Below are 14232 nucleotides of genomic sequence, written 5' to 3' on the forward strand. Positions count from 1 at the left end.
CACAAGCCGAGGATAATTATAAAAATCAGTGGCTTAGACTTGTGGAGGGAGGAAGATGGCAGAAGTCATTCTTGAGAATATCTGCAAGACCTACGGGAACAATTTTCACGCAATCGACCAATTGAACCTGTCGGTCGAGGACGGTGAGTTTTTGATTCTCGTCGGGCCGTCCGGCTGCGGCAAATCCACCGCGTTGCGAATGATCGCGGGATTGGAGGACATCACCAGCGGCAGCCTTCGCATCGGCGGAGTGGACGTCGTCGACATGCCGCCCAAGGACCGCGACATCGCGATGGTCTTCCAGAGCTACGCGCTCTATCCACATATGACGGTGTTCGAAAACATCGCCTTTTCGATGCGGCTGGCAGGCAAGCCGAAGGCCGAGCGCAAGAAGCGCGTGGACGAGATCGCCAAAACCCTTCAGCTGACGTCTCTGCTGGACAGCAAACCCGCGAACCTTTCAGGCGGACAGCGTCAAAGGGTTGCCATGGGCCGCGCCATGGTACGCGAGCCGGCCGCCTTTCTCATGGACGAACCCCTTTCCAATCTGGACGCGAAACTGCGCGTGCAAATGCGCGCCGAAATCACCGGCCTGCAAAAGCAACTCGGCGTAACGACCATATACGTGACCCACGACCAAACCGAAGCGATGACGATGGGGGACAGGGTCGCGGTATTGAAGGGCGGCGTGCTGCAGCAGGTCGACACACCCAAGAGGCTCTATGAATCGCCGGTGAACGCCTTCGTTGCCGGCTTCATCGGGTCTCCTTCGATGAACCTTTTCGAGGCGACCCTGACGGGCGACGAACTGATGTCCGGCACCTTCGCCATCCGGCTGCAGGATGCAGCCTTCGTGCGCAGGCCGGGCTTGAGGTCGTATGCGGGGCGCAAGGTCGTGTTCGGGATCCGACCGGAGGATCTCTATGATAGCAGCCTGGAATCCGGCCGCAAGTATCAGACGATACCGGCAAAGGTGACCTCGATCGAGGAACTCGGGTCCGAACATATCGTCCATCTGAACATCGGCGCGGTCCGGGTGGACTCCGGCGACCCGGACGCGGCGCAGGATTTCGGCCTGGCGTCGAATGCGGTGGCGAAATTCGAACCGGTCAGCGTGGTCCACGCCGGCTCGGAAATCCGGTTGGCCCTGGATGATACCAAGCTCCATTTCTTCGATCCCGAGACGCATCTGGCGATCTGAAGATCTGCGGCAGAGCCGGCAGGCGAGAGCGAGGCGCCTGCGAATGAAGACTTCTGAATAAACCAGACGATCGTCCGCATTGTGCGACCGATCTTAAAGAAGGAGGAGAAAATGACGTTTCGGATACGACCCGCGATGCTGAAAATGGCCGCGGCCGCATGGTTGCTCGGCGCAACCGGCGCCATGGCGGACACGACGCTGGAATTCACCCAGTGGTGGGAGCCCGAATTACCGGCCGGCTCCTTGCGGAAAATCATGGATGATTTCGAGGCCGCAAACCCCAGCATCAAGGTGACGCTGGTCAGCGGCCCCTATGCGACCACGCGAGACCAGATTTCGGTCGGTGCGGCAACCGGAACGCTCAGCGACGTCGTCGGTCTCGACGGCGCCTGGGTGAACAATCTGAACGCGCAGAACGCGCTGGCCGACATGAACCCGATGATGGATGCGAGCGGCTTCGACAAGAGCCAGGTCGCCGATATCATCAAGGTTGACGGCAAGGCGGTGATGTTTCCCGTGGCTTCGTTCGTCTATCCGGTCTTCGTGAATCTGGACCTCGCCGCCCAGGCGGGCGTCACCAAGCTGCCGTCGACCCGCGCTGAGTTCCTCGAAGCCGCCAAGAAGATGACCCATGCCGACAAGAACCAGTATGGCTGGGTGCTGCCGCTGTCGCTGCAAACGCCGTCCGGTGTCCAGAACGACATGATGTCGTGGGTCTGGGCATCGGGTCAATCCATGATGGCGGACGGCAAGCCCGCCCTCGAGGGCAAACCCGTGGTGGATATGCTCACCTTCGTCAAATCGCTCAACGACGCCGGCACCATCTCGCCCGGCATCGCCACCAAGACCGAACAAGAAAAGGTCGAGGAGTTCGTCAACGACCGGGTCGGGATGATGATCGACTCGCTCGCGCATGTGAACCTCATCCGCAAACGCAATCCCAAGCTGAACTTCGACCTCATCCCGGTCCCGGTCGTGGAGAACTACAGCGGCAAGCGCGGCCTTCCCTATGCCTCCTGGGGCATCGGCATCTCAGCGGGCTCGAAACATCAGGAAGAGGCCTGGAAACTCGTCCAGTACCTGATGAGCGAGAAGGTGAACGCCAAGCTCGTGTCGCTTGCAAACGCCTTCCCGGGCAACGTCAACGCCAAGCCCGATTTCGTGACCTCGGACAAGGCTTTCGGCAAGGCTTTCGAAATCTTCAAGACCGGTTATCTCGCCAACGAGTTCACGGGCCTGCCGGTGGCTGAAGACCTGATGACCCAGTTCGACGTGGAAGCCCAGAAGATGCTCACCGGCGGGCAATCTCCGGAACAGGCGGCCGCGGCCGCCCAGAAGGGCTGGATGGCGAAATTTTGATCGGCCTGTTCCCCGTTTGCTATCTTCGACCGGGTGGCCCGACTTCGGGCAGGCCACCCGGCAACAACGGATCGGCAATTTGAGATGGCCCTGTTTCCGAAGCTTACCTTCTCTTGAAGGCGTATCCCAAGGTTGGCATATGACCCGGCAAAAGCGCTCCCACCACAAGCTGAAACGAGCGGTCGCACCCTACCTCTATTTGTCGCCCTCGCTGCTCATTATCGGCCTTCTGATGCTCCTGCCGATGGTGACGGTGATTGGCTATTCCTTCCAGAACAGCGCGGTGCTGCGTCGTGACCCATCCTTTGCCGGACTGAAACACTACCAGGCGATCTTCGACGATCCGGTGTTCTGGGCCTCGCTGTGGCACACGCTCTACTTCACATGCATGAGTGTCGTTTTCCACATGACCATCGGCATGGTCTTCGCGCTCATGCTGAACAGCGACCGCATCAATCCGAGGCTGCGCAATATCCTGCGCGTGCTCTACATACTGCCCTGGCTGTTCACCGCGGTGATCATCGCGGTGATCTGGCGCCTGCTGCTTGAGCCGAACGGTGTCGTGAACAGCATTCTCATGCAGATGGGCATCATCGGTTCCAAGGTCGAGTGGTTTTCCTCGCCCGAGACCGCGCTGCATGCCGTCACCTTCGCCAATATCTGGGCGGGCTACCCGCTTTTCATGGTCAGCCTGCTCGCAGGCCTGCAGGGCATTCCCAAGGATTTCTACGAGGCCGCCGATATCGACGGGGCGAAGGCCTACCAGAAGCTGATCTTCATCACCATCCCGCAGCTGATGCCGATCATCATAAGCATCTCGCTGCTCGACTTCATCTGGACCATGCAGGTCTTTCCGTTGATCTGGATAACGACGGGCGGCGGCCCGATCTACTCGACCGAGGTCCTCAGCACCTACACGTACAAGCTGGCATTTTCGAGCTACAACCTGTCGCAGGCGTCGGCGAGCGCCGTGGTCATCTTGTTGATCTCGCTCGGCCTTACGCTGTTCTACATCCGTTATCAAAAGGCTCGGTAGTCACCATGAGGAAAAGGCACACGCCGAAAGACAGGCTGATCACCGTCGCGCTCCATGCAGCGCTTGCAGCGGGGCTCTTTTTCGCAGCCTTCCCGATCTACTGGATGCTGAGCAGTTCGTTCAAATCGAATACCGAAATCTTTGCCCTGCCACCAACCATCCTGCCGAAGGCCTTCACGCTGGAGGCGTATGCAGCCATCCTTGGCGATCCGGTAAAGCTGCGCTTCTTCTTCAACAGCTACTTCGTGGCTGGAGCGGTGACCGTGCTGACGGTGCTGATCGCGTTGCTGGCGGCCTATGGGTTCAGCCGCTTCAACTTCCGCGGCAAGGGCAGCCTGAACACACTCATCATCAGCACGCAGACGATTCCGCCGATCACGCTTCTGATCCCCTTCTTCGGGCTTGTCGTCTCCTACGGCATCTTCGACACCTACGTCGCACTGATCCTGACCTATCTGGTGTTTACGCTGCCCTACGCGATCCTGCTGATGACGGGATATCTGAACACCTTGCCCCGCGATCTCGATGAAGCGGTGGCTGTCGACGGCGGCACCAGTTGGACAGCGCTCTGGCGGGTGATCGTGCCGATTTCACTGCCTGGTATCGTGGCGACGTCCGTCTATACCTTCCTGTTGTGCTGGAACGAATTTCTCTTTGCGCTGACGCTGACGAAGTCAACATCCATGCGCACCGTGCCGATCGGCATCCAACTGTTGATGGGGCAGCACGCCTTCGAATGGAACCAGATGATGGCGATGAGCGTGCTCGGCTCGCTACCGCTCCTGCTCATCTACCTCGTTGCCCAGAGGTTCTTCCTCGCCGGCATGACAGCGGGCTCGGTCAAGTAGGATGTCGATCCCACGGAAAACTGACGGTCTAGGCCGCGGATCGAAATCGATGGATTGGACCTTCTCTGCTGGCAGGGCCTACGCAGGTGGAATCAAGGAATGAAAGGATGAACGTGAAATACCTCAAAGTCGGCTGCCAGACCTTCACCTGGGAAATGCTTGGAGACCGTTTTGCCGGCGGCCCCGACGACCTGCTCAAGGCGATCGCCGATGGCGGCTATGCCGGCATCGAGATCACCGACACGATGATCGGCCGCTACGCCGGCAAGCCGGGAGAGTTCGCCGCGGCGCTGCGGTCATCCGGCCTGACGCTCGTCTCCTTCGCCTTCGGTTCGAAGAGCGGCTTCACGCTGAAGGACAAGATCGGCGCCGACCTCGACACCGCCAAACGCTGGATCGATTTCGCCGCCGCCTTTCCCGGCGCGCTGGTGTCGATGGGCTCGGCGACCGTCGTCTCCGACGGCGCGCGTGACGACAAGTTCGCGATCGCGGCGGAAGTCTACAACAAGGCCGGCGAACTCGGCCGCAAGGCCGGTGTCCAGGTCGCAGTGCATCCGAGCTCGCACCACAACACGCTGCTCTTCGATCGTGCCGACTATGACCGGATCTTCTCCCTGATCGACGCCTCGCTGGCCGGCTGGGTGCCGGACACCGGCCACATATTGCGCGGGCACAAGGACATGGCCGACACGCTCACCACCTATCGCGACCGCATCCGCTATGTGCACCTGAAGGACGTCGACGCGACCGGAACCTGGGCGATGCTCGGCAAGGGCGTCTGCGACACGGCGAAGGTGATCGAGATCGCTAGCGCCGCGCCCAACTTCAACGGCTGGCTGGTGCTGGAGGAGGAGTCCGAGGCGGCCGCCGCCGATCCGGCTGGGGCCGTGAAGACCAACCGCCAGACCATGCGCGGCTACGGGGCCTGAACGATGATCCGCAAACAAGACCGTCGCCTTCGTGTCGGTGTGCTCGGCTGCGGGCCGATCGCGCAGTTCGCGCATCTGGAATCCTGCGTGAAGGCGAGCAATGCCGATCTCTACGCGATCTGCGACGCCGCGCCGGACCTGCTCGCGCGCATGGGCGCCACCTACGAACCGGAAAAGATGTATGGCGATTATGACGAGATGCTCGCCGATCCGGAGCTCGAGGCGGTGATCGTCGCTACGTCGGACGCCTATCACGTGCCGATGTCGATCAAGGCGCTCGAAGCCGGCAAGCATGTGCTCTGCGAAAAGCCGATCGGCGTTTCGGTCGAGGAAGGCAAGACGCTGGTCGAAGCGGTCAAGCGCTCGGGCAAGGTGCTGCAGGTCGGGCACATGAAGCGCTTCGATCCGGCGCTGGAAGCAGCGCGCGATTTCGCCCGCGACGAGATGGGCGAGATCCTGGCGCTGAAGGCCTGGTATTGCGATTCCACGCACCGCTACACCAACACCGATGCGGTGCAGCCGCTGCCCGTCACTAGCAAGCTGGCGAGGAAGCCGTCCGGCAATCCGAAGGCTGACTTGAGGCAGTATTTCATGTTGGCGCATGGCTCGCATCTGGTCGATACGGCGCGCTTCCTGTGCGGCGAGATAACGGCCGTCCGCGCACGGCTCAACGAGCGCTTCGGCGCCTATTGCTGGTTCGTCGAGACCGAGTTCGCCAACGGCGCGCTCGGCCATCTCGACCTGACCGTCGCCGTGCGCATGGATTGGCACGAGGGCTTCCAGCTCTATGGCGAGAACGGCTCGGTGATCGCGAAGACCTTCAATCCCTGGTATTTCCGCGCCAGCGAGGTCGACATTTTTCACGAGAAGGATACGACATCGCGAAGGCCGCTTGGCGCCGACGGCCATTTCTTCCGCCGCCAATTGGAAGGTCTCGCCGAGACCGTGCTCGACGGCAAGCCGCAGCGCGGCGCCACTGTCGAGGACGGGCTCGCCTCGATCCGCGCCATGGTGGCGATCGCCCGCTCGGTCGAAAGCGGCGAACGCGTCGAGATCGCCGGCGTGACGGGAGCGGTCTGATGCAGGTCGGGGTCTTCGCAAAAACCTTCCCGGGCAGTGAGCCGGCCGGCGTGCTGGTGGCCGTGCGCGATGCCGGCTTTGCGGTCACCCAGTTCAATCTTGCCTGCGCAGGCCTGCCGTCGATGCCGGACGCGGTTCCGGACGAAGCGATCCGCACAATCGATGCCGCCGCCAAGGCTTCCGGCGTCGGCCTCGTCGCGCTGTCGGGCACCTACAATATGGCGCATCCGGACAGTCGGGTGCGCCATGACGGGCTGCGCCGGCTGGCGGTCATCATCGAGACTGCGGCGAGGCTTTCGATCCCGCTTGTCACGCTCTGCACCGGGACGCGCAATGTCGAGGACCAGTGGGCGCATCACCCCGACAATGCCGATCCTTCGGCCTGGGCCGACATGGCGCGCGAAATGGAAAAGGCGCTTCAGCTTGCCGAACGCCACGGCGTCGATCTCGGCATCGAGCCGGAGCAGGCCAATATCGTCACCTCGGCCGACGACGCGATGCGGCTGATTTCCGAGATAGGCTCGAAGCGGCTGCGCATCGTGCTCGATCCCGCCAATCTGTTCGAACAGGCGAATGCGGAGACGGCGCGCGCCGTCGTTGCCGAGGCGGTGGAGCACACGGCTGGTCATGTCTCCCTGGCGCACGCCAAGGACCGTTTCGCCGACGGTCGCTTTGCCACGGCCGGACAGGGCGTCATCGACTTCGCCGACTTCATCGCTCGCTTGAAGGCCACCGGCTTCGATGGACCGCTGGTGACGCACGGGCTTTCGGCCGAAGAGGCGCCGGACGTCGCCCGTTTCCTCAAGGGACTGGTATGATGCCGAGCCAAACGCTTCTTCGCGACGGCGCGACGCTGCTGGCCACCGACACGGGTGAGGGCCTGGCGGTGCTGTTCCAGCACGGGCTCGGCGGCGGCGAGGCGCAGGTCGCCCAGACTTTTCCCGCCGGCTTCCGCCGCATCACGCTGGAATGCCGCGGCCATGGCGGCTCCGGGCTCGGCGAGAGGCGGCCTTTCTCGTTCGAAATGTTCGCCGATGACGTTCTGGCCGCCGCCGATCAGGCCGGCCTCGACCGCTTCGTCGCCGGCGGCGTCTCGATGGGCGCTGCGATTGCGCTGCGCCTCGCCTGCCTTCATCCACGGCGAGTCGCTGGCCTGATCCTGGTGCGGCCGGCATGGACGTTCTCGCCGGCGCCTCCGAACATGCAGCCGATTGCCGAGGTTGCCGAGCTCATCCTCGACCACGGGACCGACAAGGGGCGCACGATCTTCGCGCAATCCGAGACCGCCGCGCGGCTTTATCGCGAGGCGCCAGACAATCTTTCCTCGCTGCTCGGCTATTTCGACCGGCCGGACGCCAAGGCCTTCGCGCAAGTGCTGGCCAACATCGCCGGCGACGGACCCGGCGTTTCCGAACGCGACGCGGCCGCGCTCGACATTCCAGCACTTGTCATCGGAAACGAAATCGATGCCGTGCACCCGCTGTCGACCGCCTACACAATTGCCGCCGCGATACCCGACGCGGTCTTCGCCGAGATCACGCCCAAGGCGCGCGACAGCGCGAAGCATTTCGGCGAACTGCATGAGCAGATCAGTTCCTTCCTCCAGTCCCACTCGAATACCCGGAGCCTCATTTCGTCATGACCGCCAAACCCCTCTCCGGACCCGCGGCAATAGCCGCACTGCCGCGTAACAGGCTCATTGGCGAATTCTCGCTGTGGTCGGCGGATCTCGCCAACATGGAGCGCGACCTGAAGCGCATCGAGGCCCATGCCGATCTGCATCACATCGACGTGGCGGATGCTCGCTTTACCCCCGGCTTCCTGTTCTTCCCCGACATGGTGGCGCGCATCGCCAGGCTGACGGTGAAGCCCATCCATGTGCATCTGATGGTCGAGGCGGAAATCGTCGAGGCGCAGACGCGCCAGTTCATTGAGGCCGGCGCCGACCTCGTTACCATCCATGCGGAGAACGGCGAGGCCGGCCTGCGCGCGGTCAAGCTGGCGCATGAACTCGGCGCCGAGGCCGGCGTGGTGCTGCGGCTGGAGACGCCGCTGTCCGCCATCGAACCCTTCCTGCCGGACGTCGCCTTCGTGACGCTTCTCGGCACCTCGATCGGCGTCAAGGGCCAGAGCCTGTCGAACCAAGCCTGCCCGCGCTTGATCGAAGCGCGCGCTCTGATGAGAAAAACCGGCCGCGAAGCGGACATCATCCTGGCCGCCGATGGCGGCATCCGCCATGAGACGGTGCCGCTGCTGCGCGCGGCCGGCGCCGACACCGTGGTGCTGGGCTCGCTCGCGTTCGGCGATCCGGATCTCGCCAAGCGCATGGCCTGGCTGCACGGACTGAAAGCCGCCGCCTGATGAGCACGCTCGCACTTGCCTTCGATCTCGGCGGCACGGAGCTGCGCGGCGCGCTGGTCGAGCGCAGCGGCGACGTAGCCGCGCGCGTATCGGCGCCGACATTGGCCGGCGCCGGATCGGAAGCGGTGATCGGCCAGATCATCGCGCTGGCGGACAGACTGCTCAAGGAGCATCCGCAGGCGAAGGTGATCGGCATCGGCATGTGCGCGCCGGGGCCGCTCGACCCCAAGGCAGGCATCGTCATCGGGCCGCCGACGCTCGCCGGCTGGCACAATGTGCCGCTGATCGACATTCTCAGCCGACAATTCGGCCTGCCGGTGCGGCTGGAGAACGACGCCAACGCGGCAGCGCTCGGCGAATGGCGCTTCGGCGCCGGCCGCGGCGCCGGCTCGCTGGTCTTCGTCACCGTCTCGACAGGCATCGGCGGCGGGGTGGTAGCCGACGGCCATATCTACCATGGACGGCGCGGGCTGGCGGCCGAGATTGGCCACATGACGATCACCGGCGAAGGCGACCGCTGCTTCTGCGGTAATGTCGGCTGCTTCGAGGCGGTCGCTTCAGGCACGGCGCTTGGGCGCCGGGCGACGCGGCTCACCAAGCCCGGCGACAACTCGCTGCTGCGGCGCCTATCGAATGACGGCGACGTCTCCGCCCGCCACGTCGTCGAGGCTGCGCGTGCCGGCGACGCCACAGCGCGCGAGCTTGTCGAAGCGGAGGCGCGGTGGCTCGGCATCGGCTTCACCAATCTCCTGCATCTCTACTCGCCTGACCTGATCGTGATGGGCGGCGGCCTTGCCAACGGGTTTGACCTTCTGGCGCCCGGCATCAGGGCAACCGTCGACGAGCGCGCCATGCAGGCCTATCGCGACGTGCCGATCGTGCCGGCCGAACTCGGCGACCGCGCCGGCCTTGTCGGCGCTGCAAGCCTGATTCTCTGGGAGGGCGAGCCGGGCACGGCGCTGGCGATGGTGCAGGACGAGGAGACGAAAGCGGGCGGACTGTCCGGCGCCAGGGAGGCAAGCCATGGCTGAGCTCAAGCTGCGCGGCGTGCGCAAATCCTACGGATCGGCGGAGATCATCAAAGGCATCGACCTCGACGTTGCGGACCGCGAGTTCGTCGTTTTCGTCGGCCCGTCCGGCTGCGGCAAGTCGACCTTGCTGCGCATGATCGCGGGGCTGGAGAAGATCACCGCCGGAGACCTCACCATCGACGGCGCACGCGCCAACGACATCGATCCGTCCGAGCGTGGACTGGCCATGGTGTTCCAGTCCTACGCGCTCTATCCGCATATGAGCGTGGCCGGGAATATGGGCTTCGCGCTGAAGATCGCCGGCGTGCCGGCGGCGGAGCGCGAGCGCAAGGTGAAGGAAGCGGCCGACGTGCTGCAGCTTGCGCATCTGCTCGACCGGCGGCCGAAGGCGCTGTCCGGCGGCCAGCGCCAGCGCGTCGCCATCGGCCGCGCCATCGTGCGCAACCCGAAAGTGTTCCTGTTCGACGAGCCGCTGTCCAACCTCGACGCGGCGTTGCGCGTCAGTATGCGGCTGGAGCTGATGCGGCTGCACGAGCAACTGCAGGCGACGATGATCTACGTCACGCACGACCAGATCGAAGCCATGACCATGGCCGACAAGATCGTGGTGCTGAATGGCGGTACGATCGAGCAGGTCGGCTCGCCGCTCGACCTCTACAACCGGCCGGCCAACATTTTCGTCGCCGGCTTCATCGGCTCGCCGAAGATGAACCTGATCAAGGTGAAGGTGACATCAACCGGAGCCGACGGCGTAGGCGTCGGCCTGCCCGGCGGCAAGACGCTTACCGTGCCGGTCGAGGCAGGGGGCACCAAGGCCGGCGACGAACTGCTGCTCGGCATGCGGCCGGAACACCTCAAAGTCGCGCCCGGCGGGCCGTTCAAGGGACAGGCTGCGCTTGCCGAGCGGCTCGGCAGCCTGACCATCTTCCATGTCGAGACCGCGCCTGACGTCACGCTGGTGGTGCAGGCCGAAGGCGGCGACGCGACCCCGCTGCACACGTCGATCGCGCTCGATATCGCGCCCTCCACCTGCCATCTGTTCCGGCCGCAAGGGCCGGCGCTGAGGCCGCTTGGGACGGCCTAGGCTTTCCTCGTCATTCCAGGGCGAAGCAGGAGCGAAGCTCCGTCGCGCAGGACCTGGAATCCATGCCGTGACTTTCGAGCGTCGCGGCCGTGCAGGTATTTTCCTCGGCCGCAGGCGCAAAATTCTGCATCCCCGCGGTGGGTCAAGGGAACGGAATGGATCCTCGGATCTGCGCCGCGTCGCTTCGTTCCTTGCTCCGCCCGAGGATGACGAAAACCACGGTGCTCCCTTCCTCCCTGCTGCACCGCAGCACATCAAAATGCACAGCGCATCATTTTAATTCTTGACGCATGTCAAATTTTTCTAAAGCATGCGGAAATGCTGGTGAGGCCTAGGCCAGCGCTCTGGGAGGAGCAATGCCTGACATGGAAAAACCCGAGCCGGGGGATCGCAGCCAGCGCAGGTCGCGGTCGGCGCCCGGTCACGACTTCCGCAGGACAAGTGCCGGGGTCATTATGTCACGTCAGGCATTCGCACTCGCGGAAAACGAGGCGACAACCAAAAATTCGGAGGAGGAATATCCATGCGCATCTTCAACGGCCTGACGCTTGGCGCGGGCCTGCTTGCCACCATCATCTCGGCGCCGGCCTATGCGGGAGAAGCGAAGGTCGCGGCGATCGTGAAAGGTCTCGACAACCCCTTCTTCCAGTACATGCAAAAGGGCATCGAGGAGCAGGCCAAGGCCGACGCCGTCGGCGTCACCGTTCAGGCTGCCGCCAATATGGGCGACGCGACCGGCCAGGCCGACAAGCTGACCGCCATGGCGATGCAGGATTATGATTGCTACCTGACCAACCCGATCAGCGTTTCCAACCTGGTGCAGGCTTTGGTGCCGGTCGCGCAGAAGAAGAAGCCGATCGTCAACATCGACAGCACCATCGATGCCGAGCAGGCCAAGGCCGCGGGCTTCGCCGTCTCCACCTATATCGGCACCGATAACGTTGCCGCCGGCGCACTGGCCGGCGAGGAAATGCTGAAGCTGGTGCCAAAGGGCTCCAAGGTCGCGCTGATCGCCGGTATTGTCGGCGACGTCGGCTCCAATGCCCGCATCAAGGGCTTCAAACAGGCCGTCGAAGGCAAGCTCGAGGTGGTGGTGATGGTGAGCGCCGACTGGGACCGCGAGAAGGCGCTGACGGCGGCCACCGACATCCTGCAGGCGCATCCCGATCTCGCCGGCTTCTTCGCCGCCAACGACATCATGGCGCTCGGCGTCGAGCGCGCCGTGCAGACCTCAGGCAAGGACGTCAAGGTGATCGGCCTCGACGGCATCGTCGACGCGCTGAAGTCGGTCGCCGCGGGCGAGCTTTCGGCAACCGTGGCCCAATATCCTTACGTTGTCGGCGCGATGGGCGTCGAGGCCTGCAAGGCGGCGGCGATGGGCAAGGAGCTGCCCGCCAACGTGCCGGCGCCGGTGCTCTTGATCAACAAGGACAACGCCGAAGCATCGCTCAAGAACTTCCCGCGGCCCGGCGGCGACTATCCCGATCCCTTCCGCGAGATGCTGAAGTGAGCCTTCCGACAGACAACGCGCCCGCCAGCCCACAGGCGGGCGCGATGGAGGAGAGCCGTCCCTCCCTTGCGGCTCTCCTCCTCGATCCTTCCTTCTGGGCCGACTGGGCATCCGTCGTCGGTCTGGTCGGTCTCGTCATCCTGTTCGGCATCACCCAGCCGGTCTTCCTCAGCATCGCCAATCTGCAAGCGCTGCTGCTCGCGGCGGCGATCCTGGTGGTGCTGTCGATCGGCCAGACCTTTGTCGTCGCGACCTCCGGCATCGACCTGTCGCTCGCCGCTTCCGTGATGCTCGGCGCCCTCATCCTCGGCCTGGTCAACGCCGCCGGCTGGAGTGTCTTGGCGGCCTGCGTGCTCGCCGTCGTCGCCACCAGCGCGATCGGCCTGCTCAACGGCGTGCTGATCACCGCCGGACGCATTCCCGATTTCGTGGTCACGCTCGGCACGCTTTCCGGCATCACCGGCCTCGGCCTGATCTTGTCCGGCGGCGAGCCGACCATGGTCGGCTCGACCTTTCTGCTCAAGCTTGCTTCCGGCTCCTTCGGGCCGTTCGGCTATCCCGTCTGGGTAGCGATCGTGGCAGTCGTCGTCGCCCATATCGCGCTCTATCACACACGCTTCGGCGTGCATCTCTTGGCCACCGGCGGCCAGGCCGAAAGCGCTGCCGCGCTCGGCATCCGCACCAACAGGGTCAAGATCGCCGCCTACACGATCTCGGGCTTCTGCGCCGGCATCGCCGCAATTCTCTTGGTTGCGCGCATCGGCTCGGCCGAGCCTCAGATCAACACCAGCCTCTTGTTGAATTCGGTGGCAGCCGTGGTGCTGGGCGGCGTCAGCCTGTTCGGTGGCCGCGCCAGCATCCTTGGGCCGGCCATCGGCGCGCTGATGCTGACAGCGCTCGTCAACGGGCTGACGCTGCTCAGCGTCTCGGCTTTCTACCAGCCGCTTGCCGTTGGCGTCATCGTGGTGCTGGCGGCGCTGATCATGCGGTACCAGAAATGAGCGCCGTCAATCACATCGCATCCTCCGAAGCGATCCTTGCCTGCCAGGGGCTGAGCAAGCATTTCGGCGGCATTCGCGCCTTCACCGATGTCGGCTTCGAGGCGCGCCGCGGCGAGGTTACCGCGGTGATCGGCGACAACGGCGCCGGCAAGTCGACGCTGATCCGCTGCCTGGTCGGCGTGCATCGACCCGACGGCGGCGCGATCTATTTCGACGGCCGCGAGCATCCGTTCTCCAATCCGGACGAGGCGCGCAAGGCCGGCATCGAGACGGTGCACCAGAACCTGGCGCTGATCGACGAGCTGACGGTGGCGCAGAACCTCTTCCTCAATCGCGAGATCGTGCGCCACATCGGCCCGTTCGCCCTGCTCGACCGCAAGGCGATGAAGAGCCAGGCACGCGCGATGCTGTCGAAGCTGTCGATCAACGTGCCCTCGGTGAGCCAGCGCGTGCGGCGCCTTTCAGGCGGACAGCGGCAGGCGATCTCGATCTGCCGCGCCGCAGGCTCCGGCGCCAAGCTGGTGGTGATGGACGAGCCGACGGCGGCGCTTGGCGTGCAGGAGACGGCCAATGTCGAGGCGCTCATCCGCAAGCTGCGCGAGCAAGGCGTGAGCGTCATCCTGATCAGCCATAATTTCGATCAGGTGCGGCGCCTCTCCGACCAGATCTGGGTGATGCGCGCCGGCAAGATGGTGGCGACGGTGCGCGCCTCCGAAACGACCGGCAACGAGCTCGTGGCCCTGGTGACCGGGGCGGCGTGACGGGCGGTGCCGCGGAACCTGAAACAATTGC

The 14232-nt window shown here is 64.0% G+C and carries 14 protein-coding genes; all 14 read left to right on the forward strand.

Annotation, left to right across the window (positions count from 1 at the left end; all coding sequences use genetic code 11):
- The first annotated feature begins 55 nt into the window (after positions 1-55).
- The 14 genes from EJ071_RS33260 (at position 56) to EJ071_RS33325 (ending at position 14201) form a co-directional block, all read left to right on the forward strand.
- Complete coding sequence (locus EJ071_RS33260) at positions 56-1201, forward strand: ABC transporter ATP-binding protein (RefSeq protein ID WP_126101643.1); 1146 nt, start codon at positions 56-58, stop codon at positions 1199-1201.
- A 111-nt stretch (positions 1202-1312) separates the two neighbouring features.
- On the forward strand, positions 1313-2560 hold the full coding sequence (locus tag EJ071_RS33265) for a sugar ABC transporter substrate-binding protein (protein WP_126101644.1): 1248 nt from the start codon (positions 1313-1315) through the stop codon (positions 2558-2560).
- Positions 2561-2699: 139 nt separating this feature from the next.
- Positions 2700-3596, forward strand: a complete 897-nt coding sequence (locus EJ071_RS33270; RefSeq protein ID WP_126101645.1) for a sugar ABC transporter permease — start codon at positions 2700-2702, stop codon at positions 3594-3596.
- Between the two features lie 5 nt (positions 3597-3601).
- Positions 3602-4444 (forward strand): carbohydrate ABC transporter permease, encoded by an 843-nt coding sequence (locus tag EJ071_RS33275; protein WP_126101646.1) that lies wholly within the window; start codon positions 3602-3604, stop codon positions 4442-4444.
- 107 nt (positions 4445-4551) lie between these two features.
- Positions 4552-5373, forward strand: coding sequence for a sugar phosphate isomerase/epimerase (locus EJ071_RS33280; RefSeq protein WP_126101647.1), 822 nt, complete (start codon positions 4552-4554; stop codon positions 5371-5373).
- A 3-nt stretch (positions 5374-5376) separates the two neighbouring features.
- Positions 5377-6453 (forward strand): Gfo/Idh/MocA family oxidoreductase, encoded by a 1077-nt coding sequence (locus EJ071_RS33285; protein ID WP_126101648.1) that lies wholly within the window; start codon positions 5377-5379, stop codon positions 6451-6453.
- A complete protein-coding gene (locus tag EJ071_RS33290; RefSeq protein ID WP_126101649.1) occupies positions 6453-7271 on the forward strand; it encodes a sugar phosphate isomerase/epimerase in 819 nt (272 codons plus the stop codon). Before EJ071_RS33285 ends, EJ071_RS33290 begins: the two co-directional genes overlap by 1 nt.
- Positions 7268-8095: an alpha/beta hydrolase gene (locus tag EJ071_RS33295; RefSeq protein WP_126101650.1), complete on the forward strand. Its 828-nt coding sequence runs from the start codon at positions 7268-7270 to the stop codon at positions 8093-8095. The genes EJ071_RS33290 and EJ071_RS33295 overlap by 4 nt, the downstream gene beginning before the upstream one ends.
- Entirely contained in the window at positions 8092-8814 is a 723-nt protein-coding gene (locus tag EJ071_RS33300) for a ribulose-phosphate 3-epimerase (RefSeq protein ID WP_126101651.1), read from the forward strand. The genes EJ071_RS33295 and EJ071_RS33300 overlap by 4 nt, the downstream gene beginning before the upstream one ends.
- Positions 8814-9845 (forward strand): ROK family protein, encoded by a 1032-nt coding sequence (locus EJ071_RS33305; RefSeq protein ID WP_126101652.1) that lies wholly within the window; start codon positions 8814-8816, stop codon positions 9843-9845. Before EJ071_RS33300 ends, EJ071_RS33305 begins: the two co-directional genes overlap by 1 nt.
- A complete protein-coding gene (gene ugpC, locus EJ071_RS33310) occupies positions 9838-10929 on the forward strand; it encodes a sn-glycerol-3-phosphate ABC transporter ATP-binding protein UgpC (RefSeq protein WP_126101653.1) in 1092 nt (363 codons plus the stop codon). Before EJ071_RS33305 ends, ugpC begins: the two co-directional genes overlap by 8 nt.
- A 523-nt stretch (positions 10930-11452) precedes the next feature.
- Positions 11453-12439, forward strand: a complete 987-nt coding sequence (locus EJ071_RS33315; RefSeq protein ID WP_126101654.1) for a substrate-binding domain-containing protein — start codon at positions 11453-11455, stop codon at positions 12437-12439.
- Entirely contained in the window at positions 12436-13440 is a 1005-nt protein-coding gene (locus EJ071_RS33320; RefSeq protein WP_126101655.1) for an ABC transporter permease, read from the forward strand. The genes EJ071_RS33315 and EJ071_RS33320 overlap by 4 nt, the downstream gene beginning before the upstream one ends.
- Positions 13437-14201 (forward strand): ATP-binding cassette domain-containing protein, encoded by a 765-nt coding sequence (locus tag EJ071_RS33325; RefSeq protein WP_126101656.1) that lies wholly within the window; start codon positions 13437-13439, stop codon positions 14199-14201. Before EJ071_RS33320 ends, EJ071_RS33325 begins: the two co-directional genes overlap by 4 nt.
- Positions 14202-14232: the final 31 nt, after the last annotated feature.

The organism is Mesorhizobium sp. M1B.F.Ca.ET.045.04.1.1 (genome assembly GCF_003952465.1).
In the GTDB taxonomy this organism is placed as follows: Bacteria; Pseudomonadota; Alphaproteobacteria; order Rhizobiales; family Rhizobiaceae; genus Mesorhizobium; species Mesorhizobium shonense.